Source organism: Stenotrophomonas sp. Steno-C15 (assembly GCF_056393265.1).
In genome coordinates this window covers 88,906-109,288 of sequence record NZ_JBWJPF010000004.1, presented here as the reverse complement: position 1 = coordinate 109,288, position 20,383 = coordinate 88,906, and the positions used below count along the sequence as shown (strand labels likewise).

The window sequence follows — 20,383 nt, the reverse complement described above, 5'->3', positions numbered from 1 at the left end:
GTCATGACCGGAAAATGGATATTATCTGGCACATATCGTCAGGAAATCTCACATGAGCCGATCCCTGCTGCCGCCACTCAATGCCCTGCGCGCGTTCGAGGCCACCGCCCGTCTGGGCGGTGTGGGCCGCGCCGCGCAGGACCTGCATGTCACCCACGGTGCAGTCAGCCGGCAGCTGAAGCTGCTGGAGGATCATCTGGGCCTGGCCCTGTTCCAGCGCGCCGGGCGTGGCCTGCGCCTGACCGCATCGGGAACACTGTTGCAGGCGGCCTGCAGCGAAGCCTTCGCCGGCATCGAAGACTGCGTGCGCGAGCTGCGGCGGCCCGCGGCGTCGCCAGCGCTGGTACTGGGCTGCAGCGGCAGCGTGCTGGCGCGCTGGATGATTCCGCGCCTCCCCGCCCTGCAGGCCGCACTGCCCGGTGTGCGCCTGCAGTGGTCGGCACTGGACGGTAGCTTCACCGAGGCGCAGGCGGCACTGGATGCGGTCCTGCTGCTGGCGCAGGGGCCGTGGCCACGGGGCTGGCAGGTGCGCGAGCTGGCGCCCGAGCGGGTGGGCGTGGTGGTGGCACCGTCACATCCGGCGGCGCAGCGCCTGCGCCATGTGCCGCCCTCGGCACTGCTGCAGGAGACGCTGCTGCACACCAGCTCACGGCCACAGGCGTGGCCGACGTGGGCGCAGGCGCACGATCTCGACCCCGCCCGGCTGCGGCTGGGCACGGGTTTCGAACACCTTTACTACCTGCTGGAAGCGGCGGTGGCAGGGCTGGGTCCAGCGATCGCGCCGGAGCCGCTGGTCGCTGAGGATCTCGCGGCAGGCCGGCTGCTGGCCCCATGGGGTTTCGCCGCCACGGGCGGCTTCTGGGTCCTGGCGCGGCCGGAGGGCCAGGCCGACGCACGCGTCGACGCCCTGGCGGACTGGGTCGCGGCCCAGCTGAGGTAACGTGACGCCGCAGCCTCCCGGTCCTACTCCAGCACGGTGCAGTCGGCGCGGCGCACTTCCTCGACGAAGGTGCGCATCCTGTAGCCGTCCTTGATGCCCGGCTCCAGTTCAATGCCGCTGGAGACGTCGACGCCCCACGGAAGGGTCGCCAGCACCGCGTCGTACACATTGTCCGGGGTCAGACCGCCGGCCAGCAGGAATGGCCGATGCAACCCGGTCGGGATGCGGGTCCAGTCGAATGCAACACCGGTACCGCCACCGCCACCCGGTGCGTGGCTGTCGAACAGGAAGCCGGCCGCGCTCGGATAGCGCAGTTGCAGGGTACGCGCGTTGACTTCCTCACGCCCCCCCATCGCGACCGCCTTCAGGTAAGGCATGTTGAAGCTGCGGCAGAAGCTCTCGTCCTCCTCGCCATGGAACTGCAGCAGGGTGGGCCGCACGGTGCGCAGCACTTCGCGCACCTCTTCCTTGCTGTTGTTGCGGAACAGCGCCACCACGTCGACCATCGGCGCGATCGCCTGGCGCATCGCGCGCGCTTCGACGGGCGCAACCCGGCGGCTGCTCTCGCGGGCGAAGATGAAACCCACCGCATCCACGCCGAGCTCGCCGGCCAGGCGCACGTCGCCGGCACGGGTCATTCCACAGAACTTGATGCGTGTACGGTAGTAGGAGCGGCTCATAGCGTGACCTCGGCGGGCAGATGCCAGTTGTCGGGGTACAGCGGTCCAAGAAACACCAGGCCCTGCGGCGGTGCAGTGGGACCGGCTACGGTGCGATCCCTTCCGGCCAGCAGCTCGGCGATCCACTCCACCGGTTTCTCGCCGCTGCCGACCAGGATCAGCGAACCGACGATATTGCGAACCATGTGATGAAGGAATGCATTGCCCTGTACCGCCACCTCGATCACCTCGCCGTGGCGGCTGACCTGCAGTGACTGCAGCTCGCGCCGCGCATGCAGGGCCTGGCACTGGACCGAGCGGAACGCGCTGAAGTCGTTCTCACCCAGCAGCGCCTGCCCGGCCGTGTGCATCAGCGTCGCGTCCAGTGCGCGACGCTCCCAGCTCAGCGTCTGCCGGTCCAGCGCCGGCCGTACTTCGCGATTGAGCAGCCGGTAACGGTAGCGGCGCGCCCGCGCTGAGAACCGCGCATGGAAATCCTCCGCCACCGGTACGCACCAGCGCACCGCGATCGAGCGCGGCAGGCGGGTGGTGGTACCCAGCATCCAGGCGCGCGGGTCGCGCACTACGTCGGTATCGAAATGCACGACCTGGCACTGGCCGTGCACGCCGGCGTCGGTTCGGCCAGCGCAGACCACCTGCAGCGGCGCGTCGGCCACCGAAGACAGGGCCTGCTCAAGACTGGCCTGGACGCTGGGACCGCCCTCTCCCAGGTTCTGCCAGCCTCTGAAATCGCTGCCGTCGTACTCGACGCCAAGCGCATAACGCATGTGCTACCTCGATGTTGCGGAGTGGACGACGCTCAGGCCGGATCGCGTTCCGACCAGACCGCCAGTTCATTGCCACCGGGTTCGACGAACTGGAAGCGGCTGCCGCCCGGGAAGGAGAACACCGGCCGCACCACCTCACCACCCGCCTGGCGCACGGCCATTTCGGCGGGGGCCAGCTGATCGGCGTACAGCACCAGCAGCGGGGCACCTTCAGTAGCGCGTTGCGGCTGGCCGCGGAAGAAGCCCCCCTGCAGGCGACCATCGTCGAAGGCGGTGTAGTCGCTGCCGTAATCGACGAACGACCAGCCGAACACCTTCTCGAAGAATGCACGGCTGGCGGCCGGGTCGCGGGACGCGAACTCAACATAGTCGATGCGACGCTCGCGGGTCATGGCAGGGTCCTTGTCGAAGGTATCGGTCACGGCAGCCGGGCCAGCAGCTCGCGCGCCTGCGCCTGGCAGTCCGGGTCGCCCCCTTCGGCAACCTCCAGCAGCAGGGTACGCGCGGTCTGTGCGTCGCCCAGATCCAGGTAGGCGATCGCCAGCTCCAGGCGTTCCTGCCCAGCGCGGGGCGACCAGGTGTCGCCGGCATCCTCCACCGACGGGGCGTCGTTGTCCTGCAGATCGGCGGGCAGGTCGAACACGCCGCGGAACTGCGGCTGCTGCTCGGCATGCAGCGCGTAGTCCGGGACCGAAACCCCGGAATCGGCTTCCTGGGCCGTCGGCCGGCCAACACCCCTCTCGTCCACCGGTTCGTCCCAGCGCGGCAGGTCGGTCACGGGTTCCGGCAACGGTGCCTCGTCCTTGCCATCGCCCGACGGCTGCTCGTCCGTGCCGCCCGATCCGTCTTCGGATCGGGCGTCGGCGATCGTCGCCCAGGCCGGCATCGCCGGCTCCTGGCGCCCGCTGTCGGCATCGGCGGTAGACCACGCAGACTGCTCGGCCAGCGTATCGAGCGCGGCACCGGCCGGCACGGCCGCCGCCAGAGCTGTGGCATCGTCTTCCTCGCGCAGCGGCGGCAGCGGCGATGGCTTGCGACGGCGCAGCAACCATGCGGCGCCTGCCAGCACCAGCAGCACCGGCAGTCCCAGCCAGTACCACGGCGTTCCGGCGTCACGCGCGCCCGGCGCCTGTGCCAGCCGTTGCTGAGCCGCCGCCAGGTCGTTGTCCTTCATCGCGATCAGCGACTGCTGTTGTGCCTTCAGCGTCTCCAGTTCGGCCACACGCTGTTTCAGCTCGCCGATCTCGGCATCGCGGGTGGCGATGTCCTCGCGCGCCTGGCGAAGTTGTTCGTTGCCCAGCATGTCACCCTCGCTGCCGGCTCCGGTGCCGGTGGTTGTGCCCGCGTGCGCGGCGTCGGACGCCAGCGCCGGGGCGATCTCAAGTCGTGCCCCGGCCGCGGCGGCCGGAGAAGTGGCCCGCGCAGCGACCGCAGGTGCAGGAACGCCTGCCGGCTGCGGCACGGTACGCGCCTGCCGCCACTGCGCGGCGTGTTCGCGGACCAGGGCACCGGCTTCGGCCGCATCCACAGCCGCCAGCGCGTCACTGCCGGGCATGCGCAGTACCGCACCCTGTTTGAGCAGGTTGATGTTGCCCCGGATGAAGGCCTCGGGATTGGCACGCAGCAGCGCAATCATCGCCCGGTCGCGGCTGACCTGGTTGCCGCGGGCGACCGCGCTGGCGATCTGCGACAAGGTCTGCCCGCGCTGCACGGTAATGCTGCCATCGGCAGCCGGCGGCAACGACGGTGCAGCGGCAGCGCGCGGACGCACCGGTGCAGCCGCCGTGGTCGCACTGGCCGGCGTCCCGCCCTGTGCAGGCGCCGGTACCGCCGCCTCGGCGGGCGGATCGCGGGCGATGGTATTGGAGAGCGTGCCCGCCGGTGCGACGATTTCCGGTTCCGCCACGGCCAGCGCGCTGGAGGGCGCATCGATCAGGGCCGAATACTCGCGCACCAACCGCCCCTGCCCCCAGTCGGCCTCGACCAGGAAGCTCAGCGACGGCGTCTCCACCGGCATCTGCGAGGTGACCCGCACCACGGCCCGCCCCTGCGCATTGCGGGTCAGCTCGAACTGGAGCTCGCCCACCAGGCCGGTCGGCTGTTGCAGGCCGACACGTTCGAACGTGGCTGGCGATGCCAGCGCCACGCGCAGATTCTCCAGCTCCGAAGGATCGGCGGACACCACCGGAATCTCCGCCAGCAGCGGCTGACCGGGTCTGGACAGGACGCGGATGTCGCCCAGCCCCAGCGCGAACACCGGACTGCTGGCCAGAGCCAGCAGTGCGGCAGACAGATAGGTGAGCGGGCGCGATGCGCCCTTGGCCCGTTTATTCATGGGCGACACTATAAAGCGTGCGGACCGGGGTCCGCACGCACAGAGCAGCCCAGGGCGCCCGGGCTGTCGATCAACGCTGCTCGGCAGCGACCAGCTCTGCCAGCTGCACCGCGTTCAGGGCTGCGCCCTTGCGCACGTTGTCCGACACGATCCACAGATTGAGGCCACGCGGATGCGACAGATCCTCGCGGATGCGGCCGACGTACACCGCATCGGTGCCCGATGCGTGGGTGACCGGCGTCGGATAGCCGCCGGCTTCATGGCGGTCGACCACCTCGATGCCGGGCGACTGTTCAAGCAGCGCACGGGCCTCGGCCACGGTGACCTTGTCGCGGGTCTCGATCGCCACCGACTCGGAATGGCCGTAGAACACCGGCACGCGCACCGCGGTCGGGTTCACCAGGATGCTGTCGTCGCCCAGGATCTTGCGGGTTTCCCACACCAGCTTCATTTCTTCCTTGGTGAAGCCGTTGTCCTGGAAGTCGTCGATGTGCGGGATCAGGTTGAAGGCGATCTGCACCGGGAAACGCTGCGGATCGATCTCCTGGAAACTCAGCAGCTGGCCGGTCTGCTTGCCCAGCTCCTCCAGTGCGGAGCGTCCACCGCCGGACACCGACTGATAGGTGGAGACGTTGATGCGCTCGATGCCATAGCGACGATGCAGCGGCGCCAGCGCGACCAGCATCTGCATGGTCGAGCAGTTGGGGTTGGCGATGATGCCGCGCGGACGATTGCCGATCTGGTCCGGATTGACCTCCGATACCACCAGCGGCACGTCATCGTCGTAACGGAAGGCCGAGGAGTTGTCGATCACCACCGCACCGGCGGCGGCGAACTTCGGTGCGTACTCCTTGGAGACGCTGCCACCTGCGGAGAACAGGGCGATCTCCACACCCTTCGGATCGAAGCTCGCCAGGTCCTGGATCCTGACCTTCTCGCCGTTGAACTCGACCTCACCACCGGCCGAACGCTCGGAGGCAAGCAGGCTCAGGGTTCCGACCGGGAAACCGCGCTCGGCCAGGATGGCCAGCATGGTCTCGCCGACGGCGCCGGTGGCACCGACGATGGCGACATGGAAGCGGCGTTGTGCATTGCTCATGGGGGGAACTCTCAAGAAAACGGATGGGAAAAATTCACGCACGACAGCTGGGTTCGGGGAACCTCCTCGGACGGAACGCGCGGAGGCTCCCTATCGTTTCCCGTTTTTTTTGCCCAGGGCGGCACGTGCGGCCAGCGCCGCGTCGGCATTGATCGCGCTCGGCATGTGCGCCGGCCCGCCGGCCAGGCCGAGCGCGGCCAGCAGGTTGTCCACGGCCCGCTGCACCATCGCCGTACGCGTGGCCAGCGAAGCGCTGCCGATGTGCGGGGTCAGCACGACGTTGCGCAGCGCCAGCAGTTCCGGGCGTACGGCCGGCTCGCCTTCGTAGACGTCCAGCCCGGCAGCGGCCAGGCGCCCATGGGCCAGTGCATCGGCCAGCGCTGTTTCGTCGACCAGGCCTCCGCGCGCGATGTTCACCAGCGTGGCCGTCGGTTTCATCTTCGCCAGCGCAGCGGCGTCGATCAGGTGGTGCGAGGCCGGGGTGTAAGGCAGCACAAGCACCAGATGGTCGGACTGCGCCAGCAGCGTATCCAGATCGACATAAGCGGCACCGACTGCTGCTTCGGCATCTGCTGGCAGTCGCGAGCGGTTGTGGTACAGCACCTTCATGCCGAAACCATGCGCGCCGCGACGGGCGATGCCCTGGCCGATCCGCCCCATGCCGAGAATGCCCAGGGTGCTGCCGTGGATGTCGGCACCGAGCATGGTCTGGAACGACCATTGCTGCCAGTGCCCTTCACGCAGCCAGCGTTCGGATTCGGTGATCCGGCGCGCGGCGGCCATCAGCAGTGCGAAGCCCAGATCGGCGGTGGTCTCGGTAAGCACGTCGGGGGTATTGCTGGCCAGGATGCCCGCCGCGCTGAGCGCGGTCACATCCAGGTTGTTGTAGCCCACGCCGACGTTGGCAACGACCTGCAGCCGCGAGGCATTGGCCAGCTCGGCCGCGCCGATACGCTCGTTGAGGGTGATGATCGCGCCATCGGCGCTGGCCAGTTGTGCGGCGATCTGCTCAGCCGACCACACGGTGACGGAGTCGGTGGTGCGCAGCTGCACGCGATCACGCAGCGGCGCGATGGCCGCCTCGATCAGCGGCTGGCTCACCCACACCGTCGGCCGCGTTTCAGCCATCGACCTGCCCGGGAATGCGGGGCGTGATGGTGCCGACATCGCCGCATTGCGCGCGGTGACGCAATGCCTGGTCCATCAGCACCAGCGCCACCATCGCTTCGGCGATCGGCGTGGCGCGGATGCCGACGCAGGGATCATGGCGGCCAGTGGTGACCACTTCGACCACGTTGCCGGCGGTGTCCAGCGATGGGCCCGGCAGGCGCAGGCTGGAGGTCGGCTTCAACACCATCGACGCAACCACCGGCTGGCCGGTGGAAATGCCGCCCAGGATGCCGCCCGCGTGATTGCTGGCGAAACCCTGCGGGGTCAGCAGGTCACGGTGTTCGGTGCCCTTCTGGGCCACGCTGGCGAACCCGTCGCCGATCTCCACGCCCTTGACCGCGTTGATGCTCATCAGCGCCGCCGCAAGCTCGCCATCGAGCTTGCCGTAGATCGGCTCGCCCCAGCCCGGGGGCACGTTGTCGGCAACCACGTCCACGCGCGCGCCGACCGAATCGCCGGACTTGCGCAGCGCATCCATGTACGCCTCCAGCTCCGGCACCTGCGCGGCGTGCGGCCAGAAGAACGGATTGTCTTCCACCGCCGACCAGTCGAAACCTCCAGGAGTGATCCCGCCCAGCTGCGACAGATACCCGCGCACGGTGACGCCGAAGCGCTCGGCCAACCACTTCTTGGCGACCACGCCCGCGGCCACGCGCATGGTGGTCTCGCGCGCCGAGGAACGGCCACCGCCCCGCGGATCGCGGATGCCGTACTTGTGCCAGTAGCTGTAGTCGGCATGGCCCGGCCGGAACTGCTGGCCGATGTTCGCGTAGTCCTTGCTGCGCTGATCGGTGTTGCGGATCAGCAGCGCGATCGGCGTGCCGGTGGTCAGGCCCTCGTACACGCCGGACAGGATCTCGACCTCATCGGCCTCGCGCCGCGCCGACGTGTGCCGGCTCTTGCCGGTGGCACGGCGCTGCAGATCGTGGGCAAATTCGGCCGCGTCCAGCGCCAGCCCGGGCGGACAGCCATCGATCACGCAGCCGATGGCTGGCCCGTGCGACTCGCCGAACGTGGTGACGGTGAACAGCTTGCCGAACGAATTGGAGCTCACGGCCGTTGCGCCGCCAGTTCGGTGATGCGGGCGCTGTGGGCGATCAGCTCGCGGCATTCGACCGCGAAAATGCCCATCTGCCCGACCTTGAACTCGATCCAGGCGAAGTCCACTTCCGGCAGCAGCTTGACCAGGTGCTGCTCGGACTCGCCCACTTCGCAGATCAGCAGGCCGTCCTCGCTCAGGTGCAGCGGCGCATCGCGCAGGATCTTCAGCACCAGGTCCAGGCCGTCATCGCCGGCACGCAGGCCCATTTCCGGCTCGTAGGAATATTCCTGCGGCAGGGCATCGGTCTCGTCGTTGGTGACGTACGGCGGGTTGGTGACGATCAGGTCGTAATGGCGGCCGGTCAGGCCACTGAACAGGTCGGACTTGATCAGCGTGACGTTGTGCGCCTGCAGGCGCTCCTTGTTCTCTTCGGCCAGCGACAGTGCGTCGTCGCTCAGGTCCACGCCGTCCACCTCCCAGTTCGGGTAATAGTGGCCCATTGCGATGGCGATGCAGCCCGAACCCGTGCACAGATCCAGCGCGCGGCTGACGTCGCGGCCGGCCAGCCATGGTTCGAAACCACACTCGATCAGCTCGGCGATCGGCGAACGCGGCACCAGGGCGCGCGCGTCGCTCTTGAAGCTCAGGCCGGCGAACCACGCCTCGCCGGTCAGGTAGGCGGCCGGGATACGTTCGTCGATGCGGCGCTGGAACAGCTCCAGCACCCGCACCTTCTCCTCCTGCAGCAACCGCGCCTGGCCATACGCCGGGCCCAGGTCATGCGGCAGGTGCAGGCTGTGCAGCACCAGTTGGGTCGCCTCGTCCAGGGCGTTGTCGTAGCTGTGCCCGAAGGTCAGCCCGGCGGCGTTGAAACGGCTGGTGCCGTAGCGGATCAGGTCGATGATCGTGTGGAGTTCGGCGGCCGTTTCAGCGGTCATGGCGGTACTGCGGGCAAAGTGGCCCCCGATTATAGGGGCTGGCGCCTGCGCCGGCATCCGTTGCGACGGAAACGATCAGGCCGCAGCCGGTATGATGGGGACCACTTCGCGCGGGGGCTCCCATGTTCAATCGCAACGTCGGCATCATCCTGCTGATCGCCCTGGCGGCGGGCCTGGGCCTGCTCGCCGCGCAGCAGGTCTTTGCTCCGAAGCCCCCGGCCGGCCAGCCGGCCACCGAAGCGATCACCCTGTACCCGCAGCCGCGCGAGCTGCCCGACTTCAACCTGGCCCAGTCCGATGGCACGCGGCTCATTCCGGGCGAGTTGAAGGGCCATTGGACCCTGGTGTTCCTGGGGTTCACCTTCTGCCCCGACGTGTGCCCGACCACCCTGGCCGAACTGGCCGGTGCGCAGCAGCAGTGGGAAGCACTGCCCGACGGGCTGCGTCCGCGGGTGCTGTTCGTCTCCGTCGATCCCGAGCGCGACAGCGCCACCCGCCTTGGCGAGTACGCGCACGGCTTCCACAAGGACACCCTGGCGGCCACCGCCGACGTCCCTTCGCTGGAACGCTTCGCCACCGCACTGGGCTTCGTGTTCCAGAAGGTGCCGGGCAAGCATTTCGACGAGAATCCCGAGGATTACACCGTCGAGCACTCGGCCAGCCTGGCCGTGCTCGATCCGCAGGGCCGGCTCGCCGGCCTGGTGCGCCCCCCGTTCAATGCGCCGGCGATCGCCCGCGACCTGCAGAAGCTGACCGAGAAAACCGCCCCATGAGCCTCACCACCGCCCTGACATACGCCCTGCCCCATCGCCTGTTGTCCTCGATGGCGCGCTCGCTGGCGTACTCGGACAACCCGCGCGTGTCGCGCTGGCTGATCGACACCGTCAGCCGCAGGTTCAACGTCAATCTGGACGAAGCCGCCAACCCCGACCCGCGCAGTTACGCCACCTTCAACCAGTTCTTCACCCGTGCGCTGAAACCGGGTGCACGCGTGGCCGATGCCGATCCGCGCACCCTGGTGATGCCGGCCGACGGCCGTGTCAGCCAGCTCGGCAACATCGAGGCCGGCCGCATCTTCCAGGCCAAGGGCCAGTCGTTCACCGCCGCCGAGCTGCTGGGCAGCGCCGAGGACGCCAAGCCGTTCAACGACGGCCTGTACGCGACCGTCTACCTGTCCCCGCGCGACTACCACCGTGTGCACATGCCCTGGACCGGCACCCTGCGCGAGACCGTGCATGTGCCAGGCCGCCTTTTCAGCGTGGGTCCGGCCGCCGTGGCAGGCGTGCCACGCCTGTTCGCACGCAACGAGCGCCTGGTCTGCCATTTCGATACCAGCTTCGGCCCGATGGTGAGCGTGATGGTCGGCGCGCTGCTGGTCTCCGGCGTGGAGACAGTGTGGAGCGGCGAGGAGATCCCTCAGTACGGTGACCGCATCACCCGCAAGGACTATCGCGGCCAGGGCATCCGCCTGGAGCGCTTCGCGGAGATGGCACGCTTCAACTATGGCTCGACCGTGGTCGTGCTGCTGCCGCCGGGCGTGGCGGAGTTCGCTCCACACCTGGCTGCGGAGTCACCGGTGCAGCTGGGCCAGGCCCTGGCCACGCTGCGCTGACAATCCCGCCACCGGGTTGCTGCGCAGCGCCGGGCACGCGCCCGGCACTACGCACAGGCCCCTACTGCAGGGTGGGGGCCGGGCCGACGTCCATGCCGTCGTAGTCTTCCACACCCATCTGCGCTGCCAGCGCTGCCAGCTCCTGGTTGCGGCGATCCAGCGACGCTTCGTCGTGGACCTCCACGCGCTCCACATGCAGCACGTGGAACGGCGCGTCCCCCTCGTCCGGCTCCTGCTCGAACACCTCCACCAGGGTGTAGCCCTGCGCCTGCAGATGCGCGGCCAGTGCCTGCAGCGGCTCGGCAGTGGAATGCACGAAGAAATAGCCCCACAGCAGCGGGCCGCTGATGTCCCAGTCGGTGTTTTCGCGCAGATTGGCGAACAGGTTGCGGGTTGCTTCAAGGTCCATGGCAGTTCCAGAGGTCGTGGAGATTACTTTTCGCAGCCCTGCAGCTTCAGCACCTGGCCGTGGCGCAGGCTGTAGGCCGGTGCCTTCAGACCGTTGGCGCGTGCCAGCGTCGGCACGTCGCACTGGAATTTGGCCGCGATGCGGCCCAGCGTCTCGCCGCGGCCGACCTTGTAGCTGCGTGCCGGCTTCGGTCGCGCGGCCGGTGCCGGCCGAGGCGCGGCCACTGCCGCCACCGGTGCGGTCGGTACGCTGGTCGAACTGGCCGCATCGGCCACCGGCACCACGCCGCCCACCGCCACGCTGCCGGTGTAGCTGGCAGCGCTTGGCCGCACGATGGCGGCGTTGAGGTCGGCCGTAATCAGGGTGCGCGCCAGGTCGGCACGCGGTCCGCTCACGCAGTTGCGCTGATACAGGCTCGCGATGCGGGTGGTTGCGTTGATCAGGGTGCCGGCCGGAATCCAGCCATCGGCCTCATAACGCGGATTGAGGTTGCGCAGCGCACGCATGTAGCCATCACGGGTGCCGTGGCTGCCCAGGCAGATGGTCAGCTCGTAGATGGTGGTCGAGCGCGCCAGGCGCAGGGTGGCCGGCTGCGCGCTGATCTTCGGGAACTCCACGCCGTACTGCTGGGGGTGCAGGAAGATCCACGCCGCAGCGATCACCATCGGCACGTAATCCTTGGTTTCACCGGGGAACTGGTTGTAGACACGGTCGACCCAGAAGCTCTGCCCCGGATTCTCGCGCGCCACGCGCAGGGCGCGCCCTTCACCCCCGTTGTACCCGGCCAGCGACAACTCGATGTTGTTGTTGAGCTCGCGCATGCGCTCGTTGAGATAGGTCGCACTGGCTTCAGCAGCGCTGTGGGCATCGAAGCGGGTATCGAACCCGGTGCCGTCCGGACCGAGGCCGAAACGCCGCCCGGTGGCCGGCATGAACTGCATCAGGCCGGCGGCGCCAGCGCGCGAGGACGCATGCACGCGGCCATTGGATTCCTTGGCCATGATGCCGAACAGGAGCGCTTCGGGCAGGCCGCGCTTCTCCCACTCCGGCCACATCACGGCACGCAGGTTCTGGTAGTTCTCGTAGCTGGTCAGCAGCGCCGGACGCATGTCGGTCAGCCAGCGGCGGATGCCGGCCTGGACGGCCGGGTTGTACTCGACCATGTTGTCGAAGGCGTGCCGCTTGTCGTTGAGCAGTGCCGCTGCGCGTGCGGCTTCCGGCACGTCGGCGGTCAACGGACCGATATGGTCGGGGTCGGCTTCCAGCCGCTCGGCGGGCAGTTCACCGCCCTCGTCTTCGGCGGCCGCATCGGCATCGCGCTTGAGCAGGCGCTTGTAGGTGGCCAGCATGTTGCTCATCTGGCAACCCTTCTGCTTCACGCACTCACTGATGACATCCTCCATGTCCTCCAGCGCCGCGTCGGCCTCGTTGCTGCCCTTGGGGTCGGCGTTGGCCACCAGCAGCAGCGCATCGCTGTAACGCTTCTCGGCAGCCGTCATGCGCTGCTGCAGGGCATCTACCTTCACTTTGTCCCGGGCGGAAACCCGCTGGGCGTGGGCATCGGGGGCCAGGGAAACCAGGCCAGCCAGGGCCAGCAACGGCCAGGTGCGGGAAATCAGGACAGGAACGGGCATTTTTGGCACTGTGTGCGAAACAGGCAGGCAGAGTAGCGGCGCCGCCAAGGTCGGGGCAAGCCGACCTTCGGGCCGTCATCGCTGCCGGTTAACATTGGGCGCATTCACCACAAGGGCTGGACCATGGATCCGATTCTGCTCGGCAAAGGCATCACCGACGATGTGGCCGTTACCCTGCTGCCGAAACTCGGCAACCGCCACGGGCTGGTGGCGGGCGCCACCGGCACCGGCAAGACCGTGACCCTGATGACCCTGGCCGAAGGCTTCTCGCGGCTCGGGGTTCCGGTGTTCCTCGCCGATGTGAAGGGCGATGTGTCCGGCCTGGCCGTGCCCGGCACGGGCAGCGAAGCGCTGCTGAAGCGCGCCGCGGACATCGGCGTGGCCGACTATGCGCCGGCGGGCAGCCCGGCCATCTTCTGGGACCTGTACGGAAAACTCGGCCACCCGGTGCGCACCACCGTCAGCGAGATGGGGCCGACCCTGCTCGCGCGCATCCTCGAATTGAACGACACCCAGGCCGGCGTGCTGGACATCGTGTTCAAGCTGGCCGACGACCGCGGCCTGCTGTTGCTGGACATGGATGATCTGCGGGCCCTGCTCGGCCTGGTCGCCGAAGAGCGCAAGGACATTTCCACCGAGTACGGACTGGTCAGCGCGCAGTCGATCGCAGCGATCCAGCGTGCCGTGCTGCGGCTGGCGCAGGACGGCGGTGAGAATTTCTTCGGCGAGCCGGCACTGGAACTGGCCGACATCATGCGGGTCAATCACGACGGCCGCGGTGTGATCGGCATCCTCGCCGCCGACCAGCTGGTGCTCAAGCCCAAGCTGTACTCGACCTTCCTGCTCTGGCTGCTGTCGGAACTGTTCGAACAGCTGCCGGAAGTGGGCGACCTCGACAAGCCCAAGCTGGTGTTCATCTTCGACGAGGCCCACCTGCTGTTCGACGATGCGCCTTCCTCGCTGGTGCAGCGCATCGAGCAGGTGGTGCGGCTGATCCGCTCCAAGGGCGTGGGCGTGTACTTCTGCTCGCAGTTCCCCGACGACGTGCCCTCCAACATCCTGGGCCAGCTCGGCAACCGCGTGCAGCACGCGCTGCGGGCCTTCACGCCGCGCGACCAGAAGGCGGTCAGGACCGCTGCCGAAACCTTCGTGCCGAACCCGAAGCTGGATGTCGCCAAGGTGCTGAGCCAGCTCGGCACCGGTGAAGCACTGGTTTCCACGTTGCAGGACAAGGGCGTGCCGATGCCGGTCCAGCAGACGATGATCGCGCCGCCCCGCTGCCGGATGGGGCCGGTCACCGAGGCCGAGCGCGCGCAGGTGCGTGCCGGCAGCCCGGTCGGCAGCCGCTACGACACGGCGGTCAACCGTGAATCGGCCGCCGAGCTGCTGGCCCAGCGGGCGCAGAAGAGCGTGGAGCAGGCCCAGACCCCGGCCTCGCGCAGCCGCGAGCAGGACGAGGCACAGGAAGGTGGATTCGGCCAGGCGATCAAGGATGCGATCTTCGGCACCAAGCGTCGCCAGGGCATGATTGAAACCATGGCCAAGCAGACCACGCGCACGGTCGGGACCAAGCTGGGCAACCAGATCGTGCGCGGCATCCTGGGCGGCATCTTCGGCGGCAAGCGCTGAGGCCCTTTCGTATTCCTGAGAAGAAGCTGTATTACATGTCCCGTTGGCGTCCGCCCGCAGAGAAAAGCACCGCCCTGATCACCGCCGCCGGCCACGCCCGGCTGAAAGCCGAGCTGGACGACCTGTGGCGGGTACGCCGGCCCGAGGTGGTGAAGGCGCTGGCCGCTGCCGCCGCCGAGGGCGACCGCTCGGAGAACGCTGAGTACACCTACCGCAAGAAGCAGTTGGGTGAAATCGACCGCCGCGTGCGCTACCTGACCAAGCGGCTCGAATCGCTGCGTGTGGTCGATACCACGCCGACCGATCCACAAGCGGTGTTCTTCGGTGCATGGATCGAACTGGAGAACATCGACAGTGGTGAGACCAGCCGTTACCGCATCGTTGGGCCGGATGAAACCGACGCCGGCCTGGGCTGGATCAGCATCGACTCGCCGCTGGCGCGGGCCGTGCTGAAGAAGCGCCTGGACGATGAATTCTCGGTGGAACTGCCGGGCGGCCGGTTCACCTTCGCGGTGATCAGCGTCGAGTACCCGTCTTCGTAACACCGAGCCCTCCCGGCGTTGCTGTCAATCCAGCGCCGGGCATGGCCCGGCGCTACCGGGGCAAGAGCGGCGGCGGGTACAGGCGGCCCTGCCGCAGCGGGCGGAAGTAGTCGGCGTTGCCATGGAAGGCGGCGTCCTGCTGCGGGTACCAGCCGGGGATTCCGGCCAGTGGCAGCGGGCGCAGCTGCAGCGGATCGGTCACCGTCGCGCCCTGCTCGATCGCCCGGGCCACGGTCTCGATGCAGGCACCCTCATCATCGCCGCGCACCACCACGCACTTGCCGACCAGCAGGCGCCCCGGCAGCAACGCCTGTTCCATCAGTGCATGGCCGAACACCGCGGCGATGGTGATGCGACCGGCCTGCCAGTGCGGCGGCGCGAACAGCATCGGCCAGTCGTGGGCGTCCCACGCAGCGATCAGCGCATCGTCCTGGACGCACACGATCACGCCGTTCTCGTCGAACTGGGTCAGCGCCGCCTGCGCGCGATTGCGTTGACCGGTTGGCATCGTGGCGACATGCAGGCATTGCCGCCTGTTGAGCACGTGCTTCAGCTGCGGGTAACACGCCCATACCAGTGCATTGAACAGATCGTGCCAGCTCGCCGCACGGGTGGCGATACGCCCCTGCGCGATGCGCGTTTCGTAGTGCAGGCCATCGGCCAGCAACGCTGCATCCTGCTCGACCAGTCGCCGCCCGCGCAACGCCAGCCGCGCATCCAGCTCGGCAACGGTCGGCCAGCGGTCGCCGGACAGAAGATCGCGGAAGGCACGCACCCGGGCAAACAGCGGATGATCGAACACCGCCGGGTCCACCGCCGCGCGCAGCGGCGGCACGAATCGCCGAGGGCTGCCAGCGTGGCCGGCAGCACCCTCGGCCATGATCAGAGCACCTTCAGGTCGAAGGCCGGGCGCGTGGTCGGCGGCAGCGCGTCGCCATACAGATCGTGCTCGTCGCTCTCGGTGATTTCCACGTTGATGAATTCGCCTACGCGCAGCGGCACCTGGTCGGCATTCTGGATATGCACCAGTCCATCGATTTCCGGTGCATCGGCCCTGGAACGGGCCACGGCGATGTCACCTTCGATGGCATCGACCAGGCACTGCTGCACCGTGCCGATCTTGGCCTCCAGACGTGCGGCCGAGATCTGTGCCTGCTTTTCCATGAAGCGCGCCAGGCGCTCCTGCTTCACCTCTTCCGGGACAGGGTCCGGAAGAGCGTTGGCGGTAGCCCCCTCGACCGGCGAATACGCGAACGCACCCACGCGGTCCAGCTGCGCCTCATCGAGGAACGACAGCAGCTCCTCGAACTCCGCTTCGGTCTCGCCCGGGAAACCGACGATGAAGGTCGAACGCACGGTGATGTCCGGCGCGATGCGGCGCCAGTTCTGCACGCGCTCCAGCGTTTTCTCCACCGCACCGGGGCGCTTCATCAGTCGCAGGATACGCGGGCTGGCGTGCTGGAACGGAATGTCCAGGTACGGCAGGATGCGGTTCTCGGCCATCAACGGCACCACGTCATCCACGTGCGGGTACGGGTACACGTAGTGCATGCGCACCCACGCGTCCAGTTCGGACAGGCCCTCGCACAGCGCCTTCAGGCGGGTCTGGTAGGCCTTGTCGCGCCACATCTTCTCGGCGTACTTCACGTCCACGCCGTAGGCGGAGGTGTCCTGCGATACCACCAGCAGCTCACGCACACCGCCCCGGACCAGGCGCTCGGCTTCGCGCAGCACTTCATCGACCGGGCGCGAGACCAGCTTGCCGCGCATCGACGGAATGATGCAGAAACTGCACGCGTGGTTGCAGCCTTCGGAAATCTTCAGATAGGCGTAGTGGCGCGGGGTCAGCTTGATGCCGTAGTCGGGCACCAGGTCCACGAACGGATCATGCCGGGGCGGTAGCGCCTCATGCACCGCCTCCATCACGCTCTGGTAGTCCTGCGGGCCGGACACCGCCAGCACGTTCGGGTACGCCTCACGGATCTGTTCGGGGCGCTTGCCCAGGCAGCCGGTGACGATGACCTTGCCGTTCTGGTTCATCGCCTCGCCGATGGCGTCCAGCGACTCCGTCACCGCCGAGTCGATGAAGCCGCAGGTGTTGACCACCACCACGTCGGCCGAGTCATAGGACGGGACGATGTCGTATCCCTCCGACCGCAGTTGGGTCAGGATGCGCTCGGAATCGACAAGGGCCTTCGGGCAGCCAAGGCTGACGAAGCCGACTTTGGGGTTCAGCTGGGACATGGAATCGCGGGACTCTGGGGGCCTGGGCCCCTGCCGGAGTGGCAGGGGTTCCTGGGGGCCGGGGCCTGAAAGGGCGCCAGTATACCGGGGTTGAGGGCCGCGCTCTGAACGCCCCCGGGGTGTACTGAGGGGAGCGCCCCGGATTCTGCCCCACGTGCCATCTCCATCGGCAGGGTACCCGTGAATGCGTCAAGGCCCCCGGCGGCATGAGCTGAAACTCCGGCTCGGCCCGGCGGAACACGCTCCGACGGCTCGACGCTCACGGAGAGGCAATCGTCTCACGGCCCACCGTCGCCACGGACGCACGGAAGCGTTGATTGCGACATCAATGGACGTTGATTGATCCGTGGTTTGTTGAGCAAACCCGCGGAATGCATGCTGACGCAGCAGTTGGGATAACGCCTCGCCTCACACCAATACACACCACCTGAAGGGTGTAAGAACCCGTGAATGGGCCCGCGTATTCATCGCTCGCGGAGGTCATGCGGCGCCCATTATCAAGCGAGAGAGTTCCTGTGGATTTCCCTGCCAATGAACTCTGGAAACGAGCAGTACCCACCGAATTGAAATTGACTCCGATTGGCGCACTCCCACTGGGCGCCAATGCAAATACGTAGTACCCCGCCCTGGGCTGCGTCATGTCGCTGGAGGCTGAATTCGAATCCTCCGCCGGATCTGAATCACCCTCACAGGACCAACCAACGACGGCCGACTCGCCAGATATCACGGTTTCGCCACGCCGCACCTTGGAGTTCATGACTTCGCAGGCGGCCTGGTGATAGAGCTTTGTGGTTTCATTCTGATCATCATAACGATATACAAAACCGCCCTTTCCATCCTTGAAAAGGCGCACCTGGACAGCCACGTCGCCGCCTTCGAAATCAGAGAGGCGCACCGTCCGCTCAACCCACTGCCTGCCATCCGATGACGCCATCTGGCGGTCCTGGTACGACGATTGGTTGGCCATAGCCACCGTGTGCATTGTTGCCATCCCCAATGCACACAGAAGGCGAAATTCCTTTTTCATTTCATGAAACTCCATTTATCGGGCGCCTGCGCCTTCACGCCGCCCCCCGGAAACATGCCGAGATATGATCAGCCCCACATCGCCCCTCCAGACTGGAGTTCCGCGAACGAAACGCTATCTGCTCGCCCTCTTGGCTTCAGCAGGTGCTTTACTGAATCTACTGTCAGAGCCAGGCCGAATCAGATGCCAGAATCCCTGGCAGGATCGTCCGCGACGCATTTGATCGAGTCGCGATCCGACGTCGCTTGATGCATCAGCCGCCCGATCACGCACAGCCGCAGACGCCGCGCTAACCTGCCCAGCGCCGACAATGCAGGCCTGTCCACTGCTACGAGGAAACCGACGATGTCCGAATGGATCACCCTGGATACGCATCATGGCCCGGTCCGGGCCTGGCAGGCCCTGCCGGCGGGCACGCCGCGTGGCGGCCTGGTGGTCGTGCAGGAGATCTTCGGCGCCAATCCGCACATCCGTGGCGTGGCCGAGCGCTTCGCCGCCGAAGGCTATGCCGTGCTGGCGCCGTCGTTCTTCGACCTGGTCGATGGCCCGGACGCCGACCCCGATGCCCTGCCCTATGACCCTGAAGGGGTGAAACAGGGCCTGGAACGGGTAAGTGCGCTGGGCATTGAACGGGCACTGGAAGTGGTGCGCGCCGCAGCAACCCGGCTTGCCCCCTTCGGCAAGGTCGGCACGGTCGGCTACTGCTGGGGCGGAACGGTGGCGATGCTGTCCGCGCTGCGCCTCGGCCTGCCCTCGGTGAGCTATTACGGCGCACGCAACGTGCAGTATCTGGACGAGACACCGAAGGCGCCGGTGATCTTCCACTTCGGCGCGCAGGACCGCAGCATCCCACCTGAGGCCGTGGAGGCGCATCGCCAGAAGCTGCCGCAGATGGCGACCTATGTCTACCCGGCCGACCATGCCTTCAACCGCGAGGTCGGACATGCGTATGATCCAGACAGCGCCACCCTGGCGCTGCAACGCACCCTGGACTTCTTCACGGAGCATCTTGGATGAGCGATTTCGAACTTGATTCCCGCCTGGCCACCGACAGCGTTCTGGTGGCGCAAGGCCCGCTGTCGCAAGTGCGGTTGATGAACGACGAACGGTTTCCCTGGCTGATCCTGGTGCCGCGTCTGGCCGGGGTAACGGAGTGGATCGAACTGGACGGCGACCAGCAGGACAAGCTGCGCACCGAACTCAACCGCGCCTGCAAGGCCCTGAAGGGCTCCGACGGGGTGGAGAAGATCAACATCGGCGCATTGGGCAACATCGTGCGCCAGCTGCATTTCCACGTGATCGGCCGCCACGACGGCGATCCGGCGTGGCCGGGACCGGTGTGGGGCAGCGGTCCTGCGCACCGCTACGAACCGGACGCGCTGCAGCAGCATGTCGCCTACTGGAAGGAACGGCTAGGATATCCGGCCCACTCCTGAGACCGTGCCGACACGATGCGATTCAACCTCGTCGCCGCCATCCTGCTGATCCTGATCGGGCTGTTCATGCTTGCCAGCAACCTGGGCTGGACGCACCTGAACCTGTCCAAGCTGCTGCTGACCTGGTGGCCGGTGGCCCTGGTCGGCGTCGGCATCGCCATGCTGTTCGGCCGCGGCAAATAAGCGAAGGCGGCGCAAGCGCCGCCTTCGATCGAGCGACGCCGGGCATGACCCGGCGCTACCGGTCCGTCAGGTGCGCGGCAGGGTGACGCCGGTCTGGCCCTGGTACTTGCCACCACGGTCCTTGTAGGACGTTTCGCAGATATCATCGGCCGCCGCCTGGAAGAACAGCATCTGGGCCACGCCTTCGTTGGCGTAGATGCGCGCCGGCAGCGGCGTGGTGTTGCTGAACTCGAGGGTCACATGGCCTTCCCACTCCGGCTCGAGCGGAGTGACGTTGACGATGATGCCGCAACGCGCGTAGGTGCTCTTGCCAAGGCACACCACGAGGGTGTCGCGCGGAATGCGGAAATACTCCACGGTACGCGCCAGCGCGAAGCTGTTGGGCGGGATGATGCATTCGTCGGCGGTGATGTCGACGAAGCTGCCCGAATCGAAGTGCTTCGGGTCCACGATGGTCGAGTTGATGTTGGTGAACACCTTGAACTCGCGCGAGCAACGCACGTCGTAGCCGTAGCTGGAGGTACCGTAGCTGACGATGCGCTGGCCGTTGACCTGCTTCACCTGCCCGGCCTCGAACGGCTCGATCATGCCGTGCTGTTCGGACATGCGGCGGATCCAACGGTCACTCTTGATGCTCATGCTCTGTCCTGGGTGCGAGGGGGCGCGAGGATTCTAGCAGGGGGCCGGGCGCCACCG

The 20,383-nt window shown here is 67.3% G+C and carries 22 protein-coding genes; 8 read left to right on the top strand and 14 right to left on the bottom strand.

The features are described from left to right. The first annotated feature begins 52 nt into the window (after positions 1-52). Positions 53-940: a LysR family transcriptional regulator gene (locus AC06FB_RS05385; RefSeq protein ID WP_053520072.1), complete on the top strand. Its 888-nt coding sequence runs from the start codon at positions 53-55 to the stop codon at positions 938-940. A gap of 23 nt (positions 941-963) precedes the next feature. Here AC06FB_RS05385 and AC06FB_RS05380 read toward each other — a convergent pair whose 3' ends face one another. From AC06FB_RS05380 to prmB, 8 genes are all read right to left on the bottom strand, one after another. Continuing rightward, positions 964-1,620 carry a phosphoribosylanthranilate isomerase gene (locus tag AC06FB_RS05380; protein WP_478053442.1) on the bottom strand — a complete coding sequence of 219 codons (657 nt, stop codon included), beginning with the start codon at positions 1,618-1,620 and terminating at the stop codon, positions 964-966. Beyond that, complete coding sequence (truA, locus tag AC06FB_RS05375; protein WP_053520070.1) at positions 1,617-2,387, bottom strand: tRNA pseudouridine(38-40) synthase TruA; 771 nt, start codon at positions 2,385-2,387, stop codon at positions 1,617-1,619. The genes AC06FB_RS05380 and truA overlap by 4 nt, the downstream gene beginning before the upstream one ends. A gap of 32 nt (positions 2,388-2,419) precedes the next feature. Continuing rightward, positions 2,420-2,779 carry a VOC family protein gene (locus tag AC06FB_RS05370; protein WP_074900255.1) on the bottom strand — a complete coding sequence of 120 codons (360 nt, stop codon included), beginning with the start codon at positions 2,777-2,779 and terminating at the stop codon, positions 2,420-2,422. A gap of 26 nt (positions 2,780-2,805) precedes the next feature. Continuing rightward, positions 2,806-4,722 (bottom strand): motility hub landmark protein FimV, encoded by a 1,917-nt coding sequence (locus tag AC06FB_RS05365; RefSeq protein ID WP_262100398.1) that lies wholly within the window; start codon positions 4,720-4,722, stop codon positions 2,806-2,808. A 70-nt stretch (positions 4,723-4,792) separates the two neighbouring features. Further along, positions 4,793-5,821, bottom strand: a complete 1,029-nt coding sequence (locus AC06FB_RS05360) for an aspartate-semialdehyde dehydrogenase (RefSeq protein WP_053516858.1) — start codon at positions 5,819-5,821, stop codon at positions 4,793-4,795. Between the two features lie 90 nt (positions 5,822-5,911). Then, positions 5,912-6,949 carry a 2-hydroxyacid dehydrogenase gene (locus AC06FB_RS05355; RefSeq protein ID WP_478053441.1) on the bottom strand — a complete coding sequence of 346 codons (1,038 nt, stop codon included), beginning with the start codon at positions 6,947-6,949 and terminating at the stop codon, positions 5,912-5,914. Further along, positions 6,942-8,045 carry a chorismate synthase gene (aroC, locus tag AC06FB_RS05350; RefSeq protein ID WP_478053440.1) on the bottom strand — a complete coding sequence of 368 codons (1,104 nt, stop codon included), beginning with the start codon at positions 8,043-8,045 and terminating at the stop codon, positions 6,942-6,944. Before aroC ends, AC06FB_RS05355 begins: the two co-directional genes overlap by 8 nt. Next, entirely contained in the window at positions 8,042-8,971 is a 930-nt protein-coding gene (gene prmB, locus AC06FB_RS05345) for a 50S ribosomal protein L3 N(5)-glutamine methyltransferase (protein WP_053516852.1), read from the bottom strand. Before prmB ends, aroC begins: the two co-directional genes overlap by 4 nt. A gap of 122 nt (positions 8,972-9,093) precedes the next feature. Between prmB and AC06FB_RS05340 the strand changes: the two genes are divergently transcribed. Further along, the gene (locus tag AC06FB_RS05340) at positions 9,094-9,744 is read left to right on the top strand and encodes an SCO family protein (RefSeq protein WP_065174897.1); all 651 of its coding nucleotides are present in this window, start codon (positions 9,094-9,096) and stop codon (positions 9,742-9,744) included. Then, positions 9,741-10,583 (top strand): archaetidylserine decarboxylase, encoded by an 843-nt coding sequence (gene asd, locus AC06FB_RS05335; RefSeq protein ID WP_053516850.1) that lies wholly within the window; start codon positions 9,741-9,743, stop codon positions 10,581-10,583. The genes AC06FB_RS05340 and asd overlap by 4 nt, the downstream gene beginning before the upstream one ends. Before the next feature lie 61 nt (positions 10,584-10,644). Here the strand turns inward: asd and AC06FB_RS05330 are convergent, their stop codons facing one another. Further along, entirely contained in the window at positions 10,645-10,992 is a 348-nt protein-coding gene (locus AC06FB_RS05330) for a ribonuclease E inhibitor RraB (protein ID WP_053516848.1), read from the bottom strand. 23 nt (positions 10,993-11,015) lie between these two features. Beyond that, the gene (locus tag AC06FB_RS05325) at positions 11,016-12,626 is read right to left on the bottom strand and encodes a transglycosylase SLT domain-containing protein (protein WP_065174896.1); all 1,611 of its coding nucleotides are present in this window, start codon (positions 12,624-12,626) and stop codon (positions 11,016-11,018) included. Positions 12,627-12,749: 123 nt separating this feature from the next. Between AC06FB_RS05325 and AC06FB_RS05320 the strand changes: the two genes are divergently transcribed. After that, positions 12,750-14,255 (top strand): helicase HerA-like domain-containing protein, encoded by a 1,506-nt coding sequence (locus tag AC06FB_RS05320; RefSeq protein WP_345782741.1) that lies wholly within the window; start codon positions 12,750-12,752, stop codon positions 14,253-14,255. A 35-nt stretch (positions 14,256-14,290) separates the two neighbouring features. Next, entirely contained in the window at positions 14,291-14,797 is a 507-nt protein-coding gene (gene greB, locus AC06FB_RS05315) for a transcription elongation factor GreB (RefSeq protein ID WP_053516845.1), read from the top strand. Positions 14,798-14,849: 52 nt separating this feature from the next. On the opposite strand, the gene AC06FB_RS05310 is transcribed toward greB, so the two are convergent. From AC06FB_RS05310 to AC06FB_RS05300, 3 genes are all read right to left on the bottom strand, one after another. Next, positions 14,850-15,683: a DUF3025 domain-containing protein gene (locus tag AC06FB_RS05310; RefSeq protein WP_478053461.1), complete on the bottom strand. Its 834-nt coding sequence runs from the start codon at positions 15,681-15,683 to the stop codon at positions 14,850-14,852. Beyond that, positions 15,680-17,041 (bottom strand): 30S ribosomal protein S12 methylthiotransferase RimO, encoded by a 1,362-nt coding sequence (gene rimO, locus AC06FB_RS05305; RefSeq protein ID WP_053516842.1) that lies wholly within the window; start codon positions 17,039-17,041, stop codon positions 15,680-15,682. The genes AC06FB_RS05310 and rimO overlap by 4 nt, the downstream gene beginning before the upstream one ends. A 325-nt stretch (positions 17,042-17,366) precedes the next feature. After that, complete coding sequence (locus AC06FB_RS05300; RefSeq protein ID WP_262218637.1) at positions 17,367-18,068, bottom strand: hypothetical protein; 702 nt, start codon at positions 18,066-18,068, stop codon at positions 17,367-17,369. 345 nt (positions 18,069-18,413) lie between these two features. Here AC06FB_RS05300 and AC06FB_RS05295 point away from each other — a divergent pair, with 345 nt between their 5' ends. From AC06FB_RS05295 to AC06FB_RS05285, 3 genes are read left to right on the top strand one after another with little or no spacing between them, the layout of a single operon-like run. Then, positions 18,414-19,085, top strand: coding sequence for a dienelactone hydrolase family protein (locus tag AC06FB_RS05295; RefSeq protein ID WP_065174892.1), 672 nt, complete (start codon positions 18,414-18,416; stop codon positions 19,083-19,085). After that, positions 19,082-19,504 carry an HIT domain-containing protein gene (locus AC06FB_RS05290; RefSeq protein WP_053516834.1) on the top strand — a complete coding sequence of 141 codons (423 nt, stop codon included), beginning with the start codon at positions 19,082-19,084 and terminating at the stop codon, positions 19,502-19,504. The genes AC06FB_RS05295 and AC06FB_RS05290 overlap by 4 nt, the downstream gene beginning before the upstream one ends. 15 nt (positions 19,505-19,519) lie before the next feature. Next, a complete protein-coding gene (locus AC06FB_RS05285; RefSeq protein WP_005410498.1) occupies positions 19,520-19,687 on the top strand; it encodes a LiaI-LiaF-like domain-containing protein in 168 nt (55 codons plus the stop codon). A gap of 66 nt (positions 19,688-19,753) precedes the next feature. On the opposite strand, the gene dcd is transcribed toward AC06FB_RS05285, so the two are convergent. Then, the gene (gene dcd / locus AC06FB_RS05280) at positions 19,754-20,326 is read right to left on the bottom strand and encodes a dCTP deaminase (RefSeq protein ID WP_065174891.1); all 573 of its coding nucleotides are present in this window, start codon (positions 20,324-20,326) and stop codon (positions 19,754-19,756) included. Positions 20,327-20,383: the final 57 nt, after the last annotated feature.

Bases quoted from the DNA above. Each gene is read 5' to 3' on its own strand.
- AC06FB_RS05330 (WP_053516848.1), bottom strand. From the start codon at position 10,992: ATGGACCTTGAAGCAACCCGCAACCTGTTCGCCAATCTGCGCGAAAAC.
- rimO (WP_053516842.1), bottom strand. From the start codon at position 17,041: ATGTCCCAGCTGAACCCCAAAGTCGGCTTCGTCAGCCTTGGCTGCCCG.
- truA (WP_053520070.1), bottom strand. From the start codon at position 2,387: ATGCGTTATGCGCTTGGCGTCGAGTACGACGGCAGCGATTTCAGAGGC.
- prmB (WP_053516852.1), bottom strand. From the start codon at position 8,971: ATGACCGCTGAAACGGCCGCCGAACTCCACACGATCATCGACCTGATC.
- AC06FB_RS05340 (WP_065174897.1), top strand. From the start codon at position 9,094: ATGTTCAATCGCAACGTCGGCATCATCCTGCTGATCGCCCTGGCGGCG.
- AC06FB_RS05295 (WP_065174892.1), top strand. From the start codon at position 18,414: ATGTCCGAATGGATCACCCTGGATACGCATCATGGCCCGGTCCGGGCC.
- AC06FB_RS05360 (WP_053516858.1), bottom strand. From the start codon at position 5,821: ATGAGCAATGCACAACGCCGCTTCCATGTCGCCATCGTCGGTGCCACC.
- greB (WP_053516845.1), top strand. From the start codon at position 14,291: ATGTCCCGTTGGCGTCCGCCCGCAGAGAAAAGCACCGCCCTGATCACC.
- dcd (WP_065174891.1), bottom strand. From the start codon at position 20,326: ATGAGCATCAAGAGTGACCGTTGGATCCGCCGCATGTCCGAACAGCAC.
- AC06FB_RS05385 (WP_053520072.1), top strand. From the start codon at position 53: ATGAGCCGATCCCTGCTGCCGCCACTCAATGCCCTGCGCGCGTTCGAG.
- AC06FB_RS05380 (WP_478053442.1), bottom strand. From the start codon at position 1,620: ATGAGCCGCTCCTACTACCGTACACGCATCAAGTTCTGTGGAATGACC.
- asd (WP_053516850.1), top strand. From the start codon at position 9,741: ATGAGCCTCACCACCGCCCTGACATACGCCCTGCCCCATCGCCTGTTG.
- AC06FB_RS05365 (WP_262100398.1), bottom strand. From the start codon at position 4,722: ATGAATAAACGGGCCAAGGGCGCATCGCGCCCGCTCACCTATCTGTCT.
- AC06FB_RS05285 (WP_005410498.1), top strand. From the start codon at position 19,520: ATGCGATTCAACCTCGTCGCCGCCATCCTGCTGATCCTGATCGGGCTG.
- AC06FB_RS05325 (WP_065174896.1), bottom strand. From the start codon at position 12,626: ATGCCCGTTCCTGTCCTGATTTCCCGCACCTGGCCGTTGCTGGCCCTG.
- AC06FB_RS05300 (WP_262218637.1), bottom strand. From the start codon at position 18,068: ATGAAAAAGGAATTTCGCCTTCTGTGTGCATTGGGGATGGCAACAATG.
- AC06FB_RS05320 (WP_345782741.1), top strand. From the start codon at position 12,750: ATGGATCCGATTCTGCTCGGCAAAGGCATCACCGACGATGTGGCCGTT.
- AC06FB_RS05290 (WP_053516834.1), top strand. From the start codon at position 19,082: ATGAGCGATTTCGAACTTGATTCCCGCCTGGCCACCGACAGCGTTCTG.
- AC06FB_RS05370 (WP_074900255.1), bottom strand. From the start codon at position 2,779: ATGACCCGCGAGCGTCGCATCGACTATGTTGAGTTCGCGTCCCGCGAC.
- AC06FB_RS05355 (WP_478053441.1), bottom strand. From the start codon at position 6,949: ATGGCTGAAACGCGGCCGACGGTGTGGGTGAGCCAGCCGCTGATCGAG.